Origin of the sequence: Streptomyces europaeiscabiei, from assembly GCF_001550375.1 — a bacterium.
GTDB lineage: Bacteria > Actinomycetota > Actinomycetes > Streptomycetales > Streptomycetaceae > Streptomyces > Streptomyces europaeiscabiei.
Genome location: NZ_LRTR01000276.1, coordinates 24,648 through 48,610 on the forward strand (window position 1 = coordinate 24,648; position 23,963 = coordinate 48,610).

Genomic DNA, 23,963 nt, shown 5'->3' on the forward strand with positions numbered 1-23,963 from the left:
GAGGCGGTGGACAACCGGGGGTATCTGTGGAGAACGGAAAGTTCTGCACACACCGTGCACAGCCCGGGGGCAGTTCTCCCCAACGGCGTCCCCAGGTTTACCCGCCTTACCCACAGCCCAACCAGGCAACTTCGTGTGACGCCTTTCACTCGACACGGTGAAGAGGCGCGTTGGCTTGCCGAACAGTGGACAGGCATGTGGAGAAGCCGACGATCACTGGGGACAACGGGCCGCAGCCTGTGGGCCGTCGGTGGACAACTCCGTCCACAGTCTGTGGATCTCCGCTTTGTCCACAGCCTGTGGAGATCTTTTGTCCACGAATCCACAGGGCACTGACCTGGCCCGATGATCCCGCAACAGTCGGCCCTGTGGACACGATCTGTATAACTTCCCGGTCCCCAGGGTGTGGACGGGAGAAAGTCCCGGAATCTGTGGAGGGAGGCCGTAACGCGGCAGGTATTCGAACACCTGATGTCTGGCCGGCGACGGACGAAGCCTCCCCCGGAACGCCGAAGGCGCCCTCGGGAACTCGTCCCGGGGCGCCCTCAGCGACGTACGACGGCCTTCTGTCAGCCGTTCTTGATGCGGTTCGTCAGCTCCGTAACCTGGTTGTAGATCGAGCGCCGTTCGGCCATCAGCGCGCGGATCTTGCGATCGGCGTGCATGACGGTGGTGTGGTCACGGTTGCCGAACTGCGCGCCGATCTTGGGCAACGACAGGTCGGTCAGCTCACGGCACAGGTACATGGCGATCTGCCGGGCGGTCACCAGAGCGCGGCCGCGCGAGGTGCCGCAGAGATCCTCGACCGTGAGCCCGAAGTAGTCGGCCGTCGCGCCCATGATCGCGGTGGCGGTGATCTCGGGAGACGCGTTCTCGCCGCCCGGGATCAGGTCCTTGAGCACGATCTCGGTCAGACCGAGGTCCACCGGCTGCCGGTTGAGCGACGCGAACGCCGTCACCCGGATCAGCGCGCCCTCCAGCTCGCGGATGTTGCGCGAGATCCGGGAGGCGATGAACTCCAGTACCTCCGGCGGGGCGTTGAGCTGCTCCTGCACCGCCTTCTTGCGGAGGATCGCGATACGCGTCTCCAGCTCGGGCGGCTGGACGTCGGTGATCAGACCCCACTCGAAGCGGTTCCGCAGCCGGTCCTCCAGAGTCACCAGCTGCTTCGGCGGCCGGTCGCTGGAGAGCACGATCTGCTTGTTCGCGTTGTGGAGCGTGTTGAAGGTGTGGAAGAACTCCTCCTGCGTCGACTCCTTGTCCGCCAGGAACTGGATGTCGTCCACGAGCAGGATGTCCATCTCCCGGTACCGCTTGCGGAAGCTGTCGCCCTTGCCGTCGCGGATGGAGTTGATGAACTCGTTGGTGAACTCCTCCGAGCTCACGTACCGCACCCGCGTGCCCGGATAGAGGCTGCGCGCGTAGTGCCCGATCGCGTGCAGCAGGTGGGTCTTGCCGAGGCCGGACTCCCCGTAGATGAAGAGGGGGTTGTAGGCCTTCGCGGGCGCCTCGGCGACGGCGACCGCGGCCGCGTGCGCGAACCGGTTGGACGCGCCGATGACGAAGGTGTCGAAGAGGTACTTCGGGTTCAGGCGTGCCGTCGGCTCACCCGGACCGGGCGCCGGCGCGGGCTGGGCAGCCAGCGGACCGGGCGCGCTGCTCGCCGGGCCACCCCGGTGCACGTGCCCCGAGCCCGGCGACTGCTCGGGAAGGCCACGTCTGTTCTGCCGCGGATAGTCGGAGTCGCCACCCAGCCGGTCGTAGTCGCCGCGGGGCTGGTCGTACTCGGAGCGCTGCTGGTCGTACGGTGGCCGGTCCATCGACTGCGAGCGGTAGTCCGACGACGGCGAAGCGTACGGATCCCGTTCCGGGAAACCGAGCCGCTGCTGCTGCCAGCCGTAGTCGTCCTGCGGCGGCCGCGGCCAGGCGCCCGGTTCGGGCCGCTGGTACTCGGACGGATACGCGGGGCGCGCGGTTGGAAGCTGGTCCGAGCGGCCGGTGGGGAGCTGGTCCGCGCGGGGGGGCGGCAACTGGTCGCCGGGTCCGCCGCCCGGCTGTTCGCCGCGCCCCGGACCGCGGTCGTCGGCCCGGTGGCGGCCGTACCCCTCGTAGGGATCACGGGGCTGGCCGTCGTATCCGTTCTGGCCCTCGTACGCGTTCTGGTTCTCGTACCCACCGTGCGCATCGCGCCCCTGGCCGTCGTACGCGCTCCTGCCGTCGTAGCCGTCGCGGTTCTGGGCCGGGACGGAGGGGAGCTCCGGCTCGTCGAAGCGGCGCTGGACCGGCGGGGGCGGGGGCTCGCCGACGGAGCTGTCGACGGTGATCGCGATACGGATCGGCCGGCCGCACTCCCTGCTCAGGGTCTCGCTGACGATCGGCGCGAGACGGCCTTCGAGTACGCCCTTCGCGAACTCGTTCGGGACGGCGAGGAGTGCCGTGTCCGCGACCAGTGCGAGCGGCTGACAGCGCTTGATCCAGCGCTCGTCCTTCACCTCCACGCCTTGGCCATGGCCCTCGCCGAGGAGCTTTTCCAATACGCGTGGCCACACTGCGGCAAGATCGGCAGGTACGTCAGCCACAGGGCACGCTCTCTCACAGGTCCCGCGAACGAGTGGTTCTGGGACAGGTTGGTTTGGAACTCGGGTGGGGCACTGGTGGGGCGCTCGGGACGAGGTGCTGGTGGGTGGGTCGGTGCCCAGCAGCCAAGGGAAGGGGAACGAATCGGAGTTCAGTCACGGTAGTCACGGCGACCGGTACGGTTCAAGTTGTTGTCCCCAGGCTGTGGATAGTGTCTCCCCGTGATCCTCGGTTTGACCGGATGGCGTAGCCGCGCGTACCGTAACCAGGTCGAGTTGTCGATGGCTGCTGCCGCCTGCCTCCGATGGGCACAGATCGCGTCAGGTGATCGGACAGCGGTGCACTCGGGCGTTTATACGAGCTACTCGTGGGCGCACGGTGACAGCCAGGACGGCACCCGCAAACACCGATTTCTTTCTGGAGCCCCCGAGTGAGCAAGCGCACCTTCCAGCCGAACAACCGTCGTCGTGCCAAGACCCACGGCTTCCGCCTGCGGATGCGTACCCGTGCCGGTCGCGCGATCCTCGCGAACCGTCGCAGCAAGGGTCGCTCAAGCCTGTCCGCCTGATCCCGATCAGGTCATGACGTCGTGCTGCCTACCGAGCATCGGCTGAGGCGGCGCGAGGACTTCGCGACCGCGGTACGACGAGGACGCCGGGCCGGCCGCCCGCTCCTCGTCATTCACCTACGTAGCGGTGCCACGGACCCGCACGCGCCTGGGGAGAGCGCTCCCCCGACGCGTGCGGGTTTCGTCGTGAGCAAGGCCGTCGGTGGCTCGGTCGTACGCAACAAGGTGAAGCGCAGGCTTCGCCATCTGATGCGCGATCGAGTCGCCCTGTTGCCCCCCGGTAGCCTGGTAGTGGTACGAGCGCTGCCCGGAGCGGGTGACGCCGACCACGTACAACTGGCCCAAGACCTGGATGCCGCCCTGGGGCGGCTGCTGGGAGGGGGCGCACGATGAAGTACCCGCTGCTGGCGCTGATCAAGCTGTACCAGTGGACGATCAGTCCGCTGCTCGGGCCGGTGTGCAAGTACTACCCGTCGTGCTCCCACTACGGCTACACGGCCATCGACCGGCACGGTGCGATCAAGGGAACGGCACTCACCGCCTGGCGCATCCTGCGGTGCAATCCGTGGTCGCTCGGCGGTGTGGACCACGTCCCGCCGCGCAAGCGCCCACGGTGGCACGAGATGTTGCGTGGCACGTGGCGCGCACGCAAGGGCGGGTCCTCCGCCGCCGAACCGGCCATCGAGGGGCACGTTCCTTCGAGCCCGGCCGCCGAGAGCCCGTCCCATGCCCAAGGAGCATGATTAGTGGACACGATTGCCAGCCTCTTCAGCTTCATCACGACACCTGTCTCCTGGGTCATCGTCCAGTTCCACAAGGTGTACGGCGCCCTCTTCGGCGCTGACACCGGGTGGGCCTGGGGCCTGTCCATCGTGTCCTTGGTGATCCTGATCCGTATCTGCCTGATCCCGCTCTTCGTGAAGCAGATCAAGGCGACCCGGGCGATGCAGACGCTGCAGCCCGAGATGAAGAAGATCCAGGAGCGCTACAAGAACGACAAGCAGCGCCAGTCCGAAGAGATGATGAAGCTGTACAAGGAGACGGGCACCAACCCGCTCTCCTCGTGCCTTCCCATCCTGGCGCAGTCCCCGTTCTTCTTCGCGCTGTACCACGTGCTCAACAGCATCGCGAACAACGACACCATCGGTGTCATCAACGAGAGCCTGCTGCAGAGCGCGCAGAAGGCGCACATCGTCGGTGCTCCGCTGGCCGCGAAGTTCACCGACAGTTCCGCGGACGTCGCGGCGCTCGACGCCTCGCTGGTCACGGTCCGCGTCGTCACCGCGATCATGATCGTCCTGATGTCGGCGTCGCAGTTCTACACGCAGCGTCAGCTGATGAAGAAGAACGTCGACACCACGGTGAAGACGCCGTTCATGCAGCAGCAGAAGATGCTGCTGTACGTCTTCCCGGTCATGTTCGCCGTCTTCGGCATCAACTTCCCGGTCGGTGTCCTCGTCTACTGGCTGACCACCAACGTGTGGACCATGGGCCAGCAGATGTACGTCATCCACAACAACCCGACCCCTGGTTCCACGGCGCAGGCCGCCTACCTGGAGCGCCTCTTCAAGCACGTCACGCGGCACGGCAAGACCCGTAACCGCCGTGAGCGCGCCATCGTCAAGGCGATCGTCGCCAAGGGCCGAGACCGCAACGAGCACGAGCGCAAGTTCATCACCGGTCTGGGCAAGGAGGGCCTCGCGGCCCAGGGTGACGGCACCGTGGTCAAGAGCGAGGTCTCGACCGTCCTTACGGCCGAGGACGGTACGTCGATGCCTGGCACCCCCAAGCGTCAGCAGCCCAAGCGCCAGACCAAGGCCCAGCGTCAGTCCGGTGGGGCGAAGACCGCCGACGACGACGATGAGCCGCAGACCGAGCCCACTTCGCTGATCAAGTCCGACCAGCCGGAGGACGCCAAGCCGGCGGCTGCTGCCAAGAAGGCCGCGCCCAAGCCCGGTACCGGTGGTCGCAGCAAGGCCCAGTCCGGTCAGCGCAAGGGCCAGCAGCGCCCCAAGTCCCCGTCCAAGAAGTAAGAAGGAGCTCCTCCCGTGACGGAAGGCACCACCTCCACCGCCTCCGAGGGTGGCGACACCCTGACCCGCCTGGAGCAGGAGGGTGAGATCGCGGCGGACTACCTGGAAGGTCTGCTGGACATCGCAGATCTCGACGGCGACATCGACATGGACGTCGAGGCCGACCGTGCCTCTGTCTCGATCATCAGCGACTCCGGCGGCCGCGATCTGAACAAGCTCGTCGGCCGGGAGGGCGAGGTGCTCGAGGCGCTCCAGGAGCTCACGCGCCTGGCTGTGCACCGGGAGACCGGTGACCGCAGCCGTCTGATGCTGGACATCGCGGGTTACCGTGCCCAGAAGCGCGCCGAGCTCTCCGAGCTGGGCGCCAAGGCGGCGGCCGAGGCCAAGAGCACCGGTGAGCCCGTGAAACTGAAGCCGATGACGCCGTTCGAGCGCAAGGTCGTCCACGACGCGGTCAAGTCCGCGGGCCTGCGCAGTGAGTCCGAGGGCGAGGAGCCGCAGCGCTTCGTCGTCGTGCTGCCCGCCTGATTCGGTACGTACGCTTCTCCGGCCCCGTCTGCCCGCAGGCGGGGCCGAAACTTTGTCAGCCTGTTGTTCTGGTGTCAGCGCCGAGTGCGCTCTTGCGGTACGGAAGGACGGTTCCCGTGACGGAGTCAGCGGAGCTCCCCCCTGCGCCCGAGCAGGCGCGCGACGTATTCGGTGATCGCTACGCGGATGCGGTCCGGTACGCCGAACTCCTGGCTGAGGCGGGAGTGCAGCGCGGGCTCATCGGCCCGCGGGAGGTACCCCGCCTGTGGGAGAGGCACCTGCTGAACTGCGCGGTGCTCTCGGAGGTCGTGCCCGAGGGGGTGACGGTGTGCGATGTCGGCTCCGGGGCCGGACTGCCCGGCATTCCGCTGGCCCTCGTCCGGGAGGACCTGAAGATCACGCTGCTGGAGCCACTTCTGCGGCGCACGAACTTCCTGGCCGAGGTCGTCGAGCTTTTGGGCCTCGATCATGTGACCGTCATCCGAGGCCGAGCCGAGGAGGTCCTCGGGACCTTGCAGCCCGTCCACGTGGTGACGGCTCGGGCCGTGGCCCCACTGGACCGATTGGCCGCATGGGGCATCCCTCTGCTGCGTCCGTACGGGGAGATGCTGGCACTCAAGGGCGACACCGCGGAGGAGGAGCTGAAGAGTGCTGCCTCGGCCCTGAGTAAGCTCGGCGCGGTGGAGACCTCGGTCCTCCACGTCGGCGAGGGCGTGGTCGATCCACTGTCCACCGTGGTCCGCGTGGAGGTCGGGGAGAGCCCGGGAGGTGTGCGCTTCGCCGCGAAACGGGCCAAGGCGGCCCGGGCGGGGCGAGCACGTCGACGCCGCTAGGCATTGATCTGGACGTTCACTGATCCGTCCTGACGACGAGTCGTACTCCACACAAGCTTCCAAACCTATGCATCTCGGAGTGTCGCGCGAGCTTGGTCTGTGTCGCTGGGCATCGTGTTTCACGTGAAACGTCGCTCACTGCTACACGGCATTATCAGCCGTGGCCGCGCCGCGGCCGAACCGCGCGACCGGAAGCCTCTCGGGTCACTCGGAGAGGTAACGGAGTTTTCCACAGAGGTGGAATTCTCCACAGAAGACCAGGCCTCACTGGTTCACGACCCCGAAGGCATGGGAGGCTCTGTTCATTGCGAGCCTGAAGTCGAGGAGAGTGAATCCTTGCGGTCCGACGCCAACATCGCGGGACCGATGACCGATCCGGTCCCCGGTCCCCGTACCGAGTCGATGGGGGAGGATGTTTCACGTGAAACACCACCCCCGATGGACGACACTCCCATCGGTCGTGCCGCCCAGCTGGCGGTAGAGGCTCTGGGCCGCGCCGGCGAGGGCCTGCCTCGGCCTGAGCAGACCAGAGTCATGGTGGTCGCCAACCAGAAGGGCGGTGTCGGCAAGACCACGACGACGGTCAACCTCGCTGCTTCGCTGGCTCTGCACGGCGCCCGTGTCCTGGTGATCGATCTCGACCCCCAGGGCAACGCGTCCACCGCGTTGGGGATCGATCATCACGCCGAGGTGCCGTCCATCTACGACGTGTTGATCGACAGCAAGCCGTTGGCGGAAGTCGTCCAGCCCGTTCTTGATGTAGAGGGTCTCTTCTGCGCGCCCGCCACGATCGATCTCGCTGGTGCCGAGATCGAGCTGGTGTCCCTGGTGGCACGAGAGAGCCGACTGCAGCGAGCGATTCAGGCGTATGAGCAGCCCCTGGACTACATCCTCATCGACTGCCCGCCCTCGCTCGGCCTGCTGACGGTGAACGCGCTGGTCGCCGGCCAGGAAGTTCTCATTCCGATCCAGTGCGAGTACTACGCGCTGGAGGGCCTCGGCCAGCTGCTCCGCAATGTCGACCTGGTTCGAGGGCACCTCAACCCCGTCCTTCATGTGTCGACCATCCTGCTCACCATGTACGACGGCCGGACGCGCCTGGCGTCCCAGGTCGCCGACGAGGTGCGTACCCACTTCGGCGAGGAGGTGCTACGGACGAGCATTCCCCGCTCGGTCCGTATCTCAGAGGCGCCGAGCTATGGGCAGACGGTGCTGACCTACGATCCAGGATCGAGTGGTGCCCTCTCCTACCTTGAGGCGGCACGAGAAGTCGCACTGAGGGGCGTGGGCATGGGGTACGACCCGACGCACGCCCATATCGGTGCTCAGAACAATCCGAGTGTGGTGGAGGGGATCCAGTGAGTGATCGACGGAGGGGGTTGGGCCGTGGTCTTGCCGCACTGATCCCAGCGGCCGCGACAGGAGAGAAGGAATCGCCAGCAGCGGGAGCAACCGCATCCACACCGCCGGCGGTGCCATCTGTCTTCACCCCCGAGCGTGGGCTGGCAGCCTCGAAGGTGGCCACTCTCCCGCCTGTTTCACGTGAAACAGAGGAGCTGCCGCCGGATGGCGCGGCGGAACTGCCCGGAGCGCCTATCGGTGCCTTTTTCGCCGAGCTGCCTCTCGACTCCATCTCCCGGAACCCACGCCAGCCGCGTGAGGTGTTCGACGATGACCTTCTTCAGGAACTCGTCACCTCCATCAAGGAGGTCGGTCTTCTCCAGCCCATCGTCGTACGGCAGGTGGGTCCGGCCCGCTACGAGCTCATCATGGGTGAGCGGCGTTGGCGAGCCTGCCGTGAGGCCGGTCTGGAGGCAATTCCGGCGATCGTCCGGGCCACGGACGACGAGAAGCTTCTTCTGGACGCGCTTCTGGAGAACCTGCACCGTGCCCAGCTGAACCCGCTGGAAGAGGCGTTTGCCTATGATCAGTTGCTCAAGGACTTCAACTGCACGCACGACCAGCTGGCGGACCGTATTGGCCGGTCCCGCCCGCAGGTCTCCAACACGCTGCGCCTGCTGAAGCTTTCGGTGGCGGTCCAGCGGCGTGTGGCCGCCGGTGTTCTCTCGGCCGGGCACGCTCGGGCGCTGCTCTCCGTCGAGGACTCCGAGGAGCAGGACAAGCTGGCTCACCGGATCGTGGCCGAGGGGCTCTCGGTCCGAGCCGTCGAAGAGATCGTCACCCTCATGGGATCGCATCCGCAGGCTTCTGCGCGGTCCAGGGGCCCACGCGCCGGCTCCGTACCTTCCCCCGCGCTGGGCGAACTCGCGACCCGTCTCTCGGATCGCTTCGAGACGCGGGTGAAGATCGATCTGGGCCAGAAGAAGGGCAAGATCACTGTGGAGTTCGCGTCCACGGAGGACCTTGAGCGGATTCTGAGCACGCTCGCTCCGGGCGAGAAGCTCGCTCTCCAGAAGAGCCTTCTGGACGACGACTCGGAGGACACGGAGGTCTGAGCGGTCGAATGGAAGGACGGCCTTCGGCCCGTCGACCGCCTGAGCGGGCTGTGACCGATGTATACCGGACACAGCCCGCTCTTTGCTTCGAGGCGGTATCTAGGCAATCGCATCGTGGATACGATGCGTTCGGGTGGCGCATCGACCTGGCGGGTCTTCTTGGGAGAGGCGGGGCCATGCGAACCGTGAGCCGTTCCGGACTGGTGACCGCAGGCCTGGGACTGGGTGCGGTCGGCGGATTCATCGGCAGTCTGATCAGGGAGCGGAGCGCTCTGACAGCCGCTCGCGATGCTGCGGGCGAAGGAAGCGAGGAACAGCCTTCATGGGGCGTCGGCTCGTACCGCTCACGCTGGACAACCTTCAGGACCTTCCCAAGCGCTGCCGGTCGTGTGTCTTCTGGGAGTTGGACCCAGTCAGCGGCGAGGCCGCGCTGAAAGCAGGTACTCCAGCTCTGGAGAAGGAGGCGTGGATCTCCGCCGTCCTGCTGGACTGGGGGTCCTGCGGCCGGGTTGCCTACGTGGACGAGGTACCGGTGGGCTTCGTGCTGTACGCGCCTCCGGCCTATGTGCCCCGCGCCATGGCGTTCCCCACGAGTCCGGTGTCTCCCGACGCGGTTCAGTTGATGACCGCCTTCATCATGCAGGGCTACCAAAGCCAGGGGCTCGGCCGTGTGATGGTCCAGACGGTTGCCAAGGATCTGCTGCGGAGGGGCTTCAAGGCGATCGAGGCTTTCGGGGACGCTCGTTGGAAGGATCCGGCGTGTGTTCTCCCCGCCGACCATCTGACGGCCGTGGGCTTCAAGACGGTCCGCCCTCATCCCACTTATCCCCGGCTGCGGTTGGAGCTGCGGACGACGCTCTCCTGGAAGGAGGACGTCGAGCTGGCACTGGACCGGCTTCTGGGAGCTGTGCAGAAGGAGCCGGCGTTGCGGCCGCTCTAAAGCGAAGGGGCCAACCCGTTCGGGTTGGCCCCTTCGTGTTTCACGTGAAACATCACTCGGCGATGAAGTCCTCGAGGTCACGCACGATCGCTGCCTTGGGCTTGGCACCGACGATGGTCTTGGCGACCTCGCCCCCCTGGTAGACGTTCAGCGTCGGGATGGACATGACGCCGTACTTGGCAGCCGTGGCCGGGTTCTCGTCGATGTTGAGCTTGACGATCTCGATCTTGTCGCCGTATTCGTTGGCGATCGCTTCGAGGGACGGCGCGATCTGGCGGCACGGACCGCACCAGGCGGCCCAGAAGTCCACCAGGACGGGCTTGTCGTTCTTGAGGACGTCCTGCTCGAAGGAGTCGTCGGTCACGTTCTTGAGAGTGCCGGCCACTGAGGGCTCCTAACTGGTTGGTGCGGTGGGGCGGACGGAGGTCAGACGGCGGTCTTCTCGGGCTCGGCGACCTGGTCGCCGTCTGCGAGGGCGGCGAGGTAGCGCTCGGCGTCCAGGGCGGCGGAGCAGCCGGTTCCGGCCGCGGTGATCGCCTGGCGGTACGTGTGGTCGACGACGTCACCGGCGCCGAAGACACCGGTCAGGTTCGTCCGGGTCGACGGGGAGACCACCTTCAGGTAGCCCTCGTCGTCCAGGTCGAGCTGGCCCTTGAAGAGTTCCGTGCGCGGGTCGTGGCCGATCGCGATGAAGAGACCTGTCGCCGGCAGCTCGGAGGTCTCGCCCGTCTTGAGGTTGCGCAGCTTCAGTCCGGCGAGCTTCTGGTCGCCCTGGATCTCGGCGACCTCGCTGTCCCACACGAAGGAGATCTTCGGGTCGGCGAACGCGCGGTCCTGCATCGCCTTGGAAGCACGCAGCGTGTCCCGGCGGTGGACGATGGTCACGGACTTGGCGAACCGCGAGAGGAAGGTCGCCTCCTCCATCGCCGTGTCCCCGCCGCCGATCACGGCGATGTCCTGGTCCTTGAAGAAGAACCCGTCACAGGTGGCACACCAGGAAACACCTCGGCCGGAGAGAGCATCCTCGTTGGGCAGCCCGAGCTTGCGGTGCTGGGAGCCCGTGGTGACGATGACGGCCTTGGCGCGGTGCACCGTGCCTGCGGTGTCCGTGACGGTCTTGATCTCGCCGCTCAGGTCGACGGCGACGATGTCGTCCGGGATGAGCTCGGCACCGAAGCGTTCGGCCTGCGCCCGCATGTTGTCCATCAGGTCGGGACCCATGATGCCGTCCCGGAAGCCGGGGAAGTTCTCCACCTCGGTGGTGTTCATCAGCGCGCCGCCTGCGGTGACGGCGCCCTCGAACACCAGCGGCTTCAGCGACGCGCGCGCGGTGTAGAGCGCCGCCGTGTAGCCGGCGGGCCCGGAGCCGATGATGATCACGTTTCGGACGTCGCTCACGGCTTGATTCCTCGTCTCTGGAGACTGCTGGTGTACTGCCGGTGGGAGCTGCTCTCGGAACTCTCACCCCACCCAACGGATCCTAAGGGGCGCGCATTCCCGGTGTGTCCGGGCACACGGAGACAAGGCACCGCGCAGGGATGCCAGGGATGGTGCAACGCGAGCGACAGCCCTCAGGGGCGGGCGTAGGACTGCTTCAGGAGGATGTCACCGGCCGGCTCCGAAGCCTTGTCCAAGCAGGAGGCGTCGACGACATAAGCGGTGACGCGCGAGTCGTCGGAACGGTCGGGCAGCAGCACGAGATACGCGTCAGCTCCCCGATAGGTACCAGGCTCGGAAGTGATCGCGCCCGTGACATCGCCGATGCCTTTCGCGATACAGACGGGCACATCGGCCTTGAAGACCGTGTTCCTGCTCTTGTCCGGGGACGCGGCAGTCCCGAAGGGATCCCTTCCGGGCGAGCTCTGGGTCTCGGCATCGTCCAGGATGGCTTCGACCCGCTTCTCCAGCCTGACGCCGGAGAAGGCCGCTGCCGGGTCCTTGTTCGTAGGACCGTCCCCCTCACCGATCGACTGGACGAGGACCGCGCCGAAGCCCAGGGCTGCGATCGCGAAGGCGGCACCGATGACTGTCGTGCGACTGTTGGGGCGCCGCCGACCCGTGCGGCCCGGGCCGGTGGACGCGCGTGGACGGCCGGCAGGACGACCCGCCACAGGCGATGTTTCACGTGAAACATCCGCGGCATCCTCGCTGCCCGCCGCAGGGGAGGCGACGGCAGGTTCCTCGGCGGTCTCGTGCTCGGGTGCCGTGGCGTTCAGAAGGGCTTCGGCTGCCAGCGCGGCATCGATCCGTCCCGCCACATCGTCGGGCATACGAGCAGGTCCCGGCAGGGTGCCCAGGAGACCGCGGATCTCCTCCAGCGAGGCGTACACGTCGGCGCAGAGCGGGCACTCGTCCAGATGCTGTCGGACATCAGTAGTACGGGAGGGAGGGAGTAGACCTTCACTGAGGTCGGAGATCTCCGCGACTTCCGGGTGTCCGGCCGTGTCGGTCGTGGATGTCACGCTCGTCCACCTCCGCCCTTCACAGCAGCTGAATCGCTTGGCCCTGCATCATGTGGTCCCGCTGCGGGTGGGACGGATGTCCCCTGCGCCCGGTTCCTTCCGCGCCCCGACTTTTTACCGCCGCCACCTTCGCCATCCGCACGGAGATGGGTCAGGAGCGGCAGGAGTCTGGCTCTGCCACGGGCACAGCGGCTCTTCACCGTGCCGGTCGGCACGTCGAGGATCCGCGCGGCCTCAGCCACCGGGTAGCCCTGCATGTCCACCAGGACGAGTGCCGCCCGCTGATCCTGCGGCAGGGTGCCCAGGGCCTCCAGCAGCTGACGGTGCAGGTCGTTGCGTTCGGCGGGAGCGGAAGCCGACTCGTGAGGCTCCAGGAGCTGCTCCAGGCGCTCGGTGTCGTCGACGGGCGACGTTTTGCGGGAGGCCGCCTTGCGAGCACGGTCCAGGCAGGCATTCACCGTGATGCGGTGCAGCCAGGTCGTGACGGCCGAGTGGCCACGGAAGGTGTGGGCGGCCCGATAGGCGGACATCAACGCGTCCTGGACTGCGTCGGCGGCCTCCTCACGGTCCCCCAGAGTCCGCAGCGCCACCGCCCACAGCCGGTCTCGGTGCCGTCGTACGAGTTCACTGAAGGCGTCGGGGTCGCCCTCGACATGCCGGGCCAGGAGCTCCTGATCGCTCGCTCCGCTGTGATCAGCGCCGTGCGCCATTGCCCCCCTCCCTCGGTGAACTCTCAGCCCGTGAACTTCACATCGGTGATCGCCTGCTTGTAGCCGGGGTTGCTGTACTGGTCGCCGGCCGCCTTGGGCACATCCGTGAGCCAGACGAGAACGTACCGGGTCTTCACCGGCTTCTTTGCGGAGATCTTCAGTTCCGTCCCGGTCGTCCTGTTGGTGGCGATCTTCGTCATGGTGCTGAGGGGAGCGGACGACGAGAGGGAGTCGGCCGCGTAGAGCGTGGCGGTCGTGTGATCGCCGGAGTAGTACAGCCCTATTGAGGCAGCCGTCACCTCCCGCGCCGAGCCCAGGTCGTAGACGATGCCGACGCCCTGCTTGAACGGGGCCAGCGTGGGGCCGCCGGTGTAGGAGTAGGTCCGCCAGTACGTCGACGAGTCGCTGTCGTACGTCAGATCCGCGTCGTTCGCGTGCTGTGGCTTGCCGTCCGGGTAGTACTCCGCGGCGCCCTTGATGCTGAGCGCCGTGATGGGCTTGGCCTTGTCGGTGCCCTTGTCGTTGTCGTCCGTCGTCTGGCTGGTGTCCTGGTCGGTGGACTGGTCCGCACGGCGCATGAGCGCGTCGGCCAACTGCCAGCTGCCGAGACCGAGGGCGGCGATCAGTAGTGCCGAGACGGCCCACTTGAGGGCCTTGCCGGTCCGGCTCTGCAGCGGGGGCGGCGGTGTCTGCATCGGCTGGGTGACGCCGGGGTGCGGTGCCTGGCGGCCGTACGACCCTTGCTGGTACGTCGTGCGCTGGTAGTCGGGCGGCGCGGTGAACGCGGGCTCCGGCGGGCGGATGCGCGGCATCTCACCGACAGCCTTCACCAGTTCCTCCGGCGTCGTGCACGGAGACTCGTGGCGGGAAGCGGTGGCACCGTCGTTGACGAGTGCGCGCATGGAGAGCTCCGACAGCCCCCTGTGGACACCGGCGCGGACCTGGTCGGGCGCGATGAGCCCGACGCCCTTGGGGAGCCCGGAGAGGCCGTGCGCGTCGTTCTCGTACGGCCAGCGCTGGGTGAGCGCCGCGTACAGCAGCGCGCCGATCGCCTCCGTGTCCGTCCGCTGAGGAGTGTCCGAGCTGATGCCTCGTAGTGCGGCGTTCACCGCGAGACCGCGGATGCGCCACTGTCCCGAGGCGGAACGCAGCACGGCGCTCGGGTTGAGCCGCAGATGCGAGAGACCTTCGCGGTGCGCGGCGGCCATGGCGTGGGAGACCTGTGTGACCATCTGGTACGCGTCATGAGGTTCCAGCGGACCGTGGGCCAACAGAGCCGTCAGCTCCGTGGCGTCGGGCAGCCATTCGTGCACCACGTACACGAGGTCGTTCTCCTCGACTGCGTCCAGCACCTGGACGAAGCGGGGGTCCCCCAGCAACGCCGAGGAGCGTGCCGCCGCCAGCACGGAACGACCACGCGCGTGGTCTGCGGGCAGCACATGCACCCCGACCGCGCGCCGCAGTTTCTCGTCCACGGCACGCCAACTACTGAAACCGTCCAGACGGGTGACGCACTCCTCGAGACGGTAGCGCCTGGCGAGTTTGTGGCCGCTGTGCAGTTCGGGCGGTGTCGTCTTCGAAGAGCTCTCGGTACCGCCGCTCCCTTGTGCCTCTTCGCTCGCCGAGCTTTCCGTGTCCCGCTCCCGGTTCTGGGCCTCCCCGTCGGCCGTGGACTGGTCCGCTTGTGCGGTCAGCGGCTCGTCGCCGCTGTTGTCTGCCACGTCGACGGCAGCCGTGCTCCGTTCCGCCACCGTCGTTCCTGCCTCCCCATCCGTTGAGCGCTCCGAGACGCCAAAGCCAATTGTGCCCACAGTCCGCCGCTATGAGCGACACGCGGCGGCGGACGATGGTTGTGCGCGTACCCCAGCCTCAGCGCCCCAGCCGTCCGCGAACCATGCCGACCATCGAGTTGAGTTCTTCGATGCGCATGCGTCGCGCGGCGACGAAGAAGACACCGAGCAGAACGATTCCTCCCCCTACGAGTGCGAGCATCGAGCCGCCGACGCCCTGTCCCAGGGTTCGGCTGATGCCGTAGCAGGCGGCGCCGCTGAGCAGCGCCGCGGGCAGCGAGGCGATGGACAGCCGCGCGTACGTCCGCATGACCTTGGATCCGTCCAGGTCGCCCCCCAGCCGCTTCTTGAGGCGACGCCATGCGACGCCGACACCGATCATGTACGCCAGGCCGTACGAGGCCGCCATACCGACCACGGCCCAGCGGGCCGGGATCACGAAGAAGCAGACCGCGGAGGCGCTCGCGTTGACGGCGGCCACGATGACCGTGTTGTAGAACGGGGTCCGGGTGTCCTCGTACGCGTAGAAGGCGCGGAGGACGACGTACTGCACGGAGTACGGGATCAGGCCGAGCCCGAAGGCCATCAGCATGAAGCCCATGTTCGTGGCCGCGCCGGTGCCGGAGGAGCCGAAGATCAGCGTGCACATCGGGATGCCGAGTGCGACGAAGCCGAAGGCGATCGGCACGATGGCCACCGCCGTGGTGCGCAGCCCCTGTGAGATGTCGTCACGAACGGCGCCCGTGTCGTCCTCGGCGGCCGAGCGCGAGATGCGCGGCAGGAGGGCGGCCATGAGCGAGACGGTGATGATGGCCTGCGGCAGGCCCCAGATGAGCTGGGCGTTGGCGTAGGCGCTGAAACCGGTTCCGGCGATCTTCGTCTCAGTGACCGCTGCGGTCGCCAGCTGGGTGACGACGAGGGCGCCCGCCTGGTTGGCGAGCACGAACAGGATCGTCCACTTGGCCAGCATCGCGGCCTTGCCGAGACCGTGGCCCTTCCAGTCGAAACGCAGCCGCATCCGGAACCCGGTCTCCCGCAGGTACGGGATCATCGCCAGGGCTTGGACCACGAGGCCCAGGAGGATGCCGATACCGAGCAGCCGCTCGCCCTCCGGCGGGATGCTCTCGACCGTCATACCGGAGTCTGCCGCGCTGCCGTAGACCCAGAGGAACGCGCCGAGGGTGACGATGATGACGATGTTGTTGAGGACCGGGGTCCACATCATCGCGCCGAAGCGGCCACGGGCGTTGAGGATCTGTCCCATCACCACGTGGATGCCCATGAAGAAGATCGAGGGCAGGAAGTACCGGGTGAAGGTGACAGCAACGTCGTTGGCGTCGGCGTCGTTGGCGAGGGGTGTCGACAGCGCGCGGACGAGCAGTGGTGCGGCGAACATGGCAAGCGCGGTGAGGAGGCCCAGGATCACCATGACCAGGGTCAGCAGCCTGTTGGCGTACGCCTCTCCGCCGTCGTCGTCGTCCTTCATGGCGCGGACGAGCTGCGGCACGAAGACGGAGTTGAGACCACCGCCGATGGTCAGGATGTAGATCATCGTCGGCAGCTGGTAGGCGACCTGGAAGGACTCACCGAGAAGGGCGAGGCCGAGCGCAGAGACGATCATCGCCGAGCGGATGAAGCCGGTGAGGCGCGACACCATGGTGCCTGCCGCCATCACGGCGCTCGACTTCAGCAGGCCGGAGGCCCGCCCGCCCTTCTTCGCCGGAGGCGTAGGTGCCGGAGCGGGGGTGGGGGTGGGGGTGGGCTCCTGGTACGCCGGGCGGCCGGGACCGGGTGACGGGGCGGTGGCCGGCCCGGGAACGGAGGGCTGCCCCATGGGGGCGCCACCCTGCTGCTGGTCGCGGAAGAGATGGGCGAACGCGTCCGGTTCGTGGCGTTCCTCGCCGGCCTGGGTCACCAGGTCGTCCACGCCCACGAACTGGGTCGTACGCGCGTCGTCGCCGTACGGCAGATGGCGGGTCGGCCCTTCGGGCTCGGGCGCGGGCGTCTGGGCCCACACACGCGGGTCGGGCGCGTACTGAGGCGCCGACGGCTGCGAGTAGAGCGGCTGCTGCGGCTGGTAGGTGCCCGGAGCGGGCGGCGGGTGCGCGGCACGGTCGTAGAGCGCCTCGGCCACCGGGTCCTGGGCGGCGAGATCGCGCGCGCGGTAGGGGTCCTGGTCGTAGGCGTCCTGGAGGTACATGTCCGCGGGAGGCTGCGGCGGTACCTGGCCCGGCCCGGGCTGCCGGCCGTCGGGATACCCCGAGTCGGCCGCGCCCTGGCCGCGGTCACCGTCGTACGGCGCGTTCATGGCTACCCCACCTCATCGTCCCCGGGCCAACCGGCCACGACAGTCGCTCAACGGTCCACTCTCTCACCCGTGCCGGAGGGGTCGGCACTTTCCGGAGCGGTGTCCGGTGCCGGGTCACTCGGGTGCTCCGGCTCATCTGACCCGGACTTCGCCGGGGACTGCTCTTCGGCAGTGTGTACGGCTGAGACCGCTTCGGCGTTCGCGTCCTCGTCCGTCGGGACGCTTTCCGACGGATCGTCGTCGTCCGTCGAGGCTTCCTCTGCCGGCTGCAGGGCAGTGGCGCGCTTGCGCTGCGTGTACATCCGGAATCCGGCGAGGACGAGGAGCAGGACGCCACCGGCGATGACCAGCATGACCGTGGGCGTGATCTCGGTCACGTTCACAGTGAATCTGACCTCGTCACCATACTTCTCGCCGTCCGCCGTGTAGAGCTGGGCGACGACATCGGCCTTGCCGTTGGCCTCGGCGTTGGTGGTGAACTTCACCGACTCGCTGTGCCCGCCGGAGATGTCGACGGACTGCTCGTCGAAGTCCTTGATACCGATCTTCAGGCGCTTCGGCGCCTGCGACGTGAGGCGCAGGGTCAGGTTGTCGACACCCTGCACGAGGTTGTTCTGCACGGTCACGGGGATCGTCGCGCTGCGGCCCGAGAGCTTCGTCTCGGACTTCTCGATCAGCCGGACCTGGCCGGTGAGCGAGTTGAGGTACGACTGCACGTCGTTGCGATAGACCGCCGCATCCATGGAGCGGCCCCGCCAGGACGTGGACATCTCCCGGTCCATGGTCCTGCCGAACGGCGTGACCACGCGGGACTGGTCGGAGAGGATCACCTTGAAGCGGTCGAGGTCGGCCTGGGTGGCGTGGATCTCCTCGAATGCCGACTTCGGCAGCGCCTGCTTCCGCAGAGACTTGGGGTACGCCGAGGCCGACGGGATCCTGGTGTTGGCGTCCGGGTCGGGCTTCGCGGCGGCGGCGTCGGACAGCTCCTGGGGCTGCGACCAGTTTCCCCCCTGGAGCGCCGTCAGTGCCTGCGCCATCGTCTGCGCCTGGCTCGCCGACGGCATGCGCTGCGGGGTGATCACGATGCTGCGCTGCTTGTTGTTCTGGAGGTCCGTCACCAGGCTCTGGGCGAGGAATCTCTGCACAGCCAGCGTGGAACTCTCGGCCTTCGTCATGTCGCCCTGGAACGCCGTCGACAGCCGGGCGTCCGCGACCACGGCCGTGGTGCCGCCGCCGATGGGTCGGGCGGCGTTGGGCGTGTAGGACAGACTGCTGCTCTCCTGCAGGCTGTCGCTGCGGGCGATCACCTTGTCGGCGCCGGCGGAGATGGCGACCTTGACGATCGACGGGTCGACGGCGCCGTTGACGGGCCAGGCGAAGTCCGTGTCGGGTACCACCCGAAGGATGTTCTGGACGGTGTCCGAGGCCACATCGGTGGCGCCCTTGAGTCGACTGAGGGAGCCTGTGATCGTCTTTCCGTTGTGGGCCAACGAAGCGAGGTCGGGGTCGGCGAAGGGGAGAGCGATCACCTCCTCGCCCTGGACCGCCGTCTCCAACTCCGCCAGCCACTCCTTGGCGAGGGCCTGGTTCTTGCCCGCGATGGGGGTTCCGTTACTCCGGACCTGGTAGCTTCCCGTCATTGCGACTACCGATGCCAGCAGATCCGGATCGATCACCCAGGTGATGTCCAGGTCCTTGCCCAGCGTCAGCATCTGCTCCAGGCGTCCGCCTGCCGAGATCTCCTTGGCCAGGTCGTCGTTGAGGAAGACGGGCGTCTGCTGCTCACCGGGTCCGGTCTCGGCCGTCAGGTGGGTGGTGGAGATCAGCGGCCAGAGGTACGTCGTCTTCGTCTTGGCACCCGCCTCGTCGGGCTGCCACGGCAGGAAGGTGCGCTGGATACCGAGGACCTGGTCGTACTGAGCGGCAGCGGTCTTGCCCGACAGCGAGACACCCAGCTGATAGACACCGTCCGAGCCGAGATCCAGCTCCTTGACGGGTACCGAGATGGTGAAAGGCTGGGCCACACCGGAGGCGAGCTCGGGAAACTTCTCCACATACTTCCCGCCGACCTCCGTCCCGTCGGTGAACTGGTCGAAGCCGGTGCGTTTGGCCGCGTCGTCGATGGCCGAGCGGCCCGTCACGGCCCCTGAGGCCACACGCAGGCCCACGTGGGCGTCCGTGACCGTCTGCTTGCCCTTGTTCGTGACCGTGCCGGAGACGGTGACCGTGTCGCCGTCGGTGGGCACGCTGGGGCTGAGCGAGTCCAGGGAGACCTCGACGGTGTTCGACCCCGTGGCCTCGGTCAGCGAGGCTTTCGGCGCCGCCTCCGCGGACGGGGCCGTGGGCAGCTGAACCAGACCGGCCAGCAGGGGTGCCCCGGCGAACAGCGCTCCGGTGCGCAGCAGCCACCGGCGGGCAGGTGAGGGACTCGTCCCCTGGAAGTCTGCCGCCTCGGCCACGCGCTCGCCCGTCCCTCGTCGTGTCAGTGGTCGTCGGAATGTGCGTCCACGCATGGTAACGATGCGCGCTGAGGGGAAGTGCCGCGGTCCGCTCCACAAGATCGGGGGCTAGGCCGGGCTGTCCCCGTATGTGCAGGTATCAAGTGGGTCGGTGAGGGGGTCACCTGCGCGAAGCCCTTGTGCACGTTCAATGGAGGCGACCGCTGCCACTGGCGCCACGTACCCTTTTCTGTTGTGCCGAACGCCAACGAAGACATCAGTGCCCTGAGCCAGGTGCAGCGCCGCGCGGTGAGTGAACTGCTGCGGGTGTCCCCGGTCGCCGACGACCTCGCCCGCCGATTCCAGAAGGCCGGGTTCTCGCTCGCCCTGGTCGGCGGTTCGGTCAGGGACGCGTTGCTCGGCCGGCTCGGCAACGATCTGGACTTCACGACGGACGCCCGCCCCGAGGACGTGCTGAAGATCGTGCGCCCCTGGGCGGACGCCGTCTGGGAGGTCGGGATCGCCTTCGGCACGGTGGGGGCACAGAAGGACGGCTACCAGATCGAGGTCACGACCTACCGGTCAGAGGCGTACGACCGGACCTCGCGCAAGCCCGAGGTGTCGTACGGCGACTCGATCGAGGAAGATCTCGTACGCCGCGACTTCACCGTGAACGCGATGGCGGTGGCCCTCCCCGAGAAGGAGTTCATCGACCCCCATGGTGGGCTTGGGGACCTCTCGGCACGCGTACTGCGTACCCCCGGCACTCCTGAGGACTCCTTTTCCGATGATCCGCTGCGCATGATGCGTGCCGCGCGTTTCGCCGCGCAGTTGGACTTCGAGGTGGCCCCCGAGGTCGTCTCGGCGATGACCGGCATGGCCGGCCGTCTCGAGATCGTCTCGGCGGAGCGGGTACGGGACGAGCTGAACAAGCTGATCCTTTCCGCCCACCCCCGCGAGGGACTGAGCCTGCTGGTCGACACCGGCCTCGCCGAGTACGTCCTGCCCGAGCTGCCGGCGTTGCGGCTGGAACGGGACGAGCACCATCGGCACAAGGACGTCTACGACCACACGCTGATCGTGCTGGAGCAGGCGATCGCGCTCGAGGACGGCGGACCGGACCTCACTCTGCGGCTCGCTGCTCTGCTGCACGACATCGGCAAGCCCCGCACTCGTCGATTCGAGACGGACGGCAGGGTCTCCTTCCACCACCACGAGGTGGTGGGCGCCAAGATGACCAAGAAGCGCATGACCGCCCTCAAGTACTCCAACGAACTCGTCAAGGATGTCTCGCGTCTGGTCGAACTCCACCTGCGCTTCCACGGGTATGGAATGGGTGACTGGACGGACTCAGCCGTCCGCCGCTACGTACGCGATGCCGGCCCGCTCCTGGAGCGGCTCCACAAGCTGACCCGTTCCGATTGCACGACGCGGAACAAGCGCAAGGCGAACGCCCTGTCTCGCGCGTACGACGGCCTGGAGGAGCGCATTGCCCAGCTCCAGGAGCAGGAGGAACTGGACGCCATCCGCCCGGACCTCGACGGCAACCAGATCATGGAGATCTTGAGCGTCGGACCCGGGCCGGTGATCGGGCAGGCGTACAAGTTCCTGCTGGAACTGCGCTTGGAGAACGGGCCGATGGAACACGGTGAGGCCGTGACAGCACTCAAGGATTGGTGGGCCCAGACGTCGCGGGCTTCTTGACGACAGGTGGGCAGCTGCCTGTCCAGGACAGCAGCGCGGTGCGATGTTTCACGTGAAACATCGCACCGCGCTGCTGTCCTGGGAGTCCGCAAGGGCTGTGGTCACCGAGGGGGTGATGTTTCACGTGAAACATCGTGGCCCCCGCATCGTTGCTGCCTTGCCACCCCGAAGCGGGCCATGACCGCAGCGGTCAGTCCGTAGATCACGGCCACGGTGATCACCAGAGCGGCTGAGCGGCCGTCCGGAGGGAGCATCAGAGCGGCCACGGCGGCGGCGCCGACGAAGGCGACGTTGAACAGGACGTCGTAGAGGGAGAAGATCCGGCCCCGGTAGCCGTCGTCGACAGAGGACTGGACGATTGTGTCCGTGGAGATCTTCGCTCCCTGGGTGATCAGACCCAGGACGAACGCCGCGATCAACAGGGGCGCTTCAGCGAACGGCAGGCCGAGGGCCGGTTCCAGCAGGGCGGCGGCAGCGGAGCAGGTGACGATCCAGAGGCCCGGCCCCAACCGCACCGCTGCCCAGGGCGTGATCACCGCAGCGGCGAAGAACCCCGCTCCCGAGATCCCCACGGCGAGACCGAGGAGGGCCAACCCCTGCTCGGAGTCGGGCGCCCCGGAACTGTCGGACGACCAGGCATACCGGCAGAGCATGAGCACCATGACGGTCAGGGCGCCGTAGCAGAACCGCATCAGCGTCATCGAGGCCAACGCCCAGGCAGCCGTACGCCGCCCCGGTTCGGCAAGATGCTGTACGCCCGCCGCAAGGCCCCGTGCGGTCCCGGCGAGCGCCACCCACAGTCGAGGCTGCACCAACTCCGGTTCCGGGCCGAGCAGCTCTCGGGCGATACGCAGCGAGGCCAGGGCCGCGCACAGGTACAGGGCCGAGCCGAGGAGGACGACCGCCGCGTCGGAGTCCGAGACCACCAGCCGAACGACGAAGGCGAGTCCGCCGCCGGCGGTCGCGGCGAGCGTTCCGGCCGTCGGGGAGAGCGAGTTGGCGACGACCAGGCGGTCGGCGTCCACCACGCGGGGCAGTGCGGCGGAGAGCCCCGCCAGCACGAAGCGGTTGACCGCGGTGACGCACAGAGCGGAGACGTAGAAGAGCCAGTCGGGCACGTGGCTCAGGATCAGGACTGCTGTCACACACGCCAGCAGGGCGCGCAGCAGGTTTCCGTACAGCAGCACCTGGCGACGTCGCCAGCGGTCCAGCAGGACGCCCGCGAAGGGGCCGACGAGGGAGTACGGCAGGAGCAGGACCGCCATGGCCGAGGCGATCGCGGCCGCCGAGGTCTGCTTCTCGGGGGAGAACACGACGTACGTGGCGAGCGCGACCTGATAGACGCCGTCGGCTCCCTGGGACAGCAGCCGTACGGCCAGCAGATGCCGGAAGTCTCGGAGGCGGAGCAGGACACGCAGGTCGCGCACGACGGACATGGGGCACAGCCTCACATACGGGGAGGGCCCCCGGGCGCATGACCCGGAGACCCTCAACAGCCCACTACTAGCGCCTGGTCAGCGCTCGACCTCGCCCTTGATGAACTTCTCGACGTTCTCTCGGGCCTCGTCGTCGAAGTACTGCACCGGCGGGGACTTCATGAAGTACGAGGACGCCGACAGGATCGGGCCGCCGATACCGCGGTCCTTGGCGATCTTCGCGGCGCGCACGGCGTCGATGATGACACCGGCGGAGTTCGGGGAGTCCCAGACCTCGAGCTTGTACTCCAGGTTCAGCGGGACGTCACCGAACGCGCGGCCCTCGAGGCGGACGTACGCCCACTTGCGGTCGTCGAGCCAGGCCACGTAGTCGGACGGGCCGATGTGGACGTTGTCGGCGCCGAGTTCACGGTCACGGATCTGGGAGGTGACGGCCTGCGTCTTCGAGATCTTCTTGGACTCCAGGCGGTCGCGCTCGAGCATGTTCTTGAAGTCCATGTTGCCGCCGACGTTCAGCTGCATCGTGCGGTCCAGGACCACGCCGCGGTCCTCGAACAGCTTCGCCATGACGCGGTGCGTGATGGTGGCCCCGACCTGCGACTTGATGTCGTCACCGACGATCGGGACGCCCGCCTCGACGAACTTGTCCGCCCACTCCTTGGTGCCGGCGATGAAGACCGGAAGGGCGTTGACGAAGGCGACCTTGGCGTCGATGGCGCACTGGGCGTAGAACTTCGCCGCGTCCTCGGAACCGACGGGCAGGTAGCAGACGAGAACGTCGACCTGCTTGTCCTTGAGGACCTGGACCACGTCGACCGGGGTGTCGGCGGACTCCTCAATGGTCTCGCGGTAGTACTTGCCGAGGCCGTCGAGGGTGTGGCCGCGCTGCACGGGCACACCTGTGGCGGGCACGTCACAGATCTTGATGGTGTTGTTCTCGGAGGCGCCGATGGCGTCCGCGAGGTCGAGACCGACCTTCTTGGCGTCGACATCGAAGGCCGCGACGAACTCCACGTCACGGACGTGGTAGTCACCGAACTGCACGTGCATGAGGCCCGGGACCCTCGACGCCGGGTCGGCGTCCTTGTAGTACTCGACTCCCTGCACCAGCGACGCGGCGCAGTTGCCCACACCGACGACGGCTACGCGAACCGAACCCATTCCGGTTGCTCCCTGTGTG

General features: G+C 67.4%; 20 protein-coding genes. 10 read left to right on the top strand and 10 right to left on the bottom strand.

Annotation, left to right across the window (positions count from 1 at the left end; all coding sequences use genetic code 11):
* Positions 1 to 569: 569 nt before the first annotated feature.
* Positions 570 to 2,579, bottom strand: coding sequence for a chromosomal replication initiator protein DnaA (gene dnaA / locus AWZ10_RS13150; protein WP_046703982.1), 2,010 nt, complete (start codon positions 2,577 to 2,579; stop codon positions 570 to 572).
* 428 nt (positions 2,580 to 3,007) lie between these two features.
* Between dnaA and rpmH the strand changes: the two genes are divergently transcribed.
* From rpmH to AWZ10_RS13190, 9 genes are all read left to right on the top strand, one after another.
* Positions 3,008 to 3,145 carry a 50S ribosomal protein L34 gene (gene rpmH, locus AWZ10_RS13155; protein WP_060891143.1) on the top strand — a complete coding sequence of 46 codons (138 nt, stop codon included), beginning with the start codon at positions 3,008 to 3,010 and terminating at the stop codon, positions 3,143 to 3,145.
* Positions 3,146 to 3,166: 21 nt separating this feature from the next.
* Positions 3,167 to 3,538 carry a ribonuclease P protein component gene (rnpA, locus tag AWZ10_RS47650; protein WP_078935269.1) on the top strand — a complete coding sequence of 124 codons (372 nt, stop codon included), beginning with the start codon at positions 3,167 to 3,169 and terminating at the stop codon, positions 3,536 to 3,538.
* Positions 3,535 to 3,888 carry a membrane protein insertion efficiency factor YidD gene (gene yidD, locus AWZ10_RS13160; RefSeq protein ID WP_037689668.1) on the top strand — a complete coding sequence of 118 codons (354 nt, stop codon included), beginning with the start codon at positions 3,535 to 3,537 and terminating at the stop codon, positions 3,886 to 3,888. Before rnpA ends, yidD begins: the two co-directional genes overlap by 4 nt.
* A 3-nt stretch (positions 3,889 to 3,891) precedes the next feature.
* A complete protein-coding gene (gene yidC / locus AWZ10_RS13165) occupies positions 3,892 to 5,178 on the top strand; it encodes a membrane protein insertase YidC (RefSeq protein WP_060891144.1) in 1,287 nt (428 codons plus the stop codon).
* A gap of 15 nt (positions 5,179 to 5,193) precedes the next feature.
* Positions 5,194 to 5,706, top strand: coding sequence for a Jag family protein (locus AWZ10_RS13170; RefSeq protein WP_037689663.1), 513 nt, complete (start codon positions 5,194 to 5,196; stop codon positions 5,704 to 5,706).
* A 116-nt stretch (positions 5,707 to 5,822) separates the two neighbouring features.
* The gene (gene rsmG / locus AWZ10_RS13175) at positions 5,823 to 6,539 is read left to right on the top strand and encodes a 16S rRNA (guanine(527)-N(7))-methyltransferase RsmG (protein WP_046703979.1); all 717 of its coding nucleotides are present in this window, start codon (positions 5,823 to 5,825) and stop codon (positions 6,537 to 6,539) included.
* Positions 6,540 to 6,827: 288 nt separating this feature from the next.
* A complete protein-coding gene (locus AWZ10_RS13180) occupies positions 6,828 to 7,901 on the top strand; it encodes a ParA family protein (protein WP_078935270.1) in 1,074 nt (357 codons plus the stop codon).
* The gene (locus AWZ10_RS13185) at positions 7,898 to 8,995 is read left to right on the top strand and encodes a ParB/RepB/Spo0J family partition protein (protein WP_078935268.1); all 1,098 of its coding nucleotides are present in this window, start codon (positions 7,898 to 7,900) and stop codon (positions 8,993 to 8,995) included. Before AWZ10_RS13180 ends, AWZ10_RS13185 begins: the two co-directional genes overlap by 4 nt.
* A 322-nt stretch (positions 8,996 to 9,317) precedes the next feature.
* Complete coding sequence (locus tag AWZ10_RS13190; protein ID WP_046703977.1) at positions 9,318 to 9,935, top strand: GNAT family N-acetyltransferase; 618 nt, start codon at positions 9,318 to 9,320, stop codon at positions 9,933 to 9,935.
* Positions 9,936 to 9,987: 52 nt separating this feature from the next.
* Here the strand turns inward: AWZ10_RS13190 and trxA are convergent, their stop codons facing one another.
* The 7 genes from trxA to AWZ10_RS13225 all read right to left on the bottom strand — a co-directional run bounded on the left by trxA (position 9,988) and on the right by AWZ10_RS13225 (position 19,664).
* On the bottom strand, positions 9,988 to 10,320 hold the full coding sequence (gene trxA, locus AWZ10_RS13195) for a thioredoxin (RefSeq protein WP_037689654.1): 333 nt from the start codon (positions 10,318 to 10,320) through the stop codon (positions 9,988 to 9,990).
* 41 nt (positions 10,321 to 10,361) lie between these two features.
* Complete coding sequence (gene trxB, locus AWZ10_RS13200) at positions 10,362 to 11,333, bottom strand: thioredoxin-disulfide reductase (protein ID WP_046703976.1); 972 nt, start codon at positions 11,331 to 11,333, stop codon at positions 10,362 to 10,364.
* Between the two features lie 173 nt (positions 11,334 to 11,506).
* Positions 11,507 to 12,397 carry an anti-sigma factor family protein gene (locus AWZ10_RS13205; RefSeq protein WP_060891145.1) on the bottom strand — a complete coding sequence of 297 codons (891 nt, stop codon included), beginning with the start codon at positions 12,395 to 12,397 and terminating at the stop codon, positions 11,507 to 11,509.
* Entirely contained in the window at positions 12,394 to 13,107 is a 714-nt protein-coding gene (gene sigM / locus AWZ10_RS13210) for an RNA polymerase sigma factor SigM (protein WP_046703974.1), read from the bottom strand. Before sigM ends, AWZ10_RS13205 begins: the two co-directional genes overlap by 4 nt.
* Before the next feature lie 23 nt (positions 13,108 to 13,130).
* On the bottom strand, positions 13,131 to 14,858 hold the full coding sequence (locus AWZ10_RS13215; protein WP_046703973.1) for a protein kinase family protein: 1,728 nt from the start codon (positions 14,856 to 14,858) through the stop codon (positions 13,131 to 13,133).
* A gap of 118 nt (positions 14,859 to 14,976) precedes the next feature.
* Complete coding sequence (gene murJ, locus AWZ10_RS13220) at positions 14,977 to 17,205, bottom strand: murein biosynthesis integral membrane protein MurJ (RefSeq protein ID WP_060891146.1); 2,229 nt, start codon at positions 17,203 to 17,205, stop codon at positions 14,977 to 14,979.
* A gap of 47 nt (positions 17,206 to 17,252) precedes the next feature.
* The gene (locus AWZ10_RS13225; protein WP_046706390.1) at positions 17,253 to 19,664 is read right to left on the bottom strand and encodes a DUF6049 family protein; all 2,412 of its coding nucleotides are present in this window, start codon (positions 19,662 to 19,664) and stop codon (positions 17,253 to 17,255) included.
* A gap of 234 nt (positions 19,665 to 19,898) precedes the next feature.
* Here AWZ10_RS13225 and AWZ10_RS13230 point away from each other — a divergent pair, with 234 nt between their 5' ends.
* Entirely contained in the window at positions 19,899 to 21,347 is a 1,449-nt protein-coding gene (locus AWZ10_RS13230; RefSeq protein ID WP_046706389.1) for a CCA tRNA nucleotidyltransferase, read from the top strand.
* Positions 21,348 to 21,448: 101 nt separating this feature from the next.
* On the opposite strand, the gene AWZ10_RS13235 is transcribed toward AWZ10_RS13230, so the two are convergent.
* Both AWZ10_RS13235 and AWZ10_RS13240 read right to left on the bottom strand, forming a co-directional pair.
* The gene (locus AWZ10_RS13235) at positions 21,449 to 22,783 is read right to left on the bottom strand and encodes an MFS transporter (protein ID WP_046706388.1); all 1,335 of its coding nucleotides are present in this window, start codon (positions 22,781 to 22,783) and stop codon (positions 21,449 to 21,451) included.
* Between the two features lie 78 nt (positions 22,784 to 22,861).
* The gene (locus tag AWZ10_RS13240) at positions 22,862 to 23,944 is read right to left on the bottom strand and encodes an inositol-3-phosphate synthase (RefSeq protein WP_046706387.1); all 1,083 of its coding nucleotides are present in this window, start codon (positions 23,942 to 23,944) and stop codon (positions 22,862 to 22,864) included.
* Between the last annotated feature and the right edge of the window lie 19 nt (positions 23,945 to 23,963).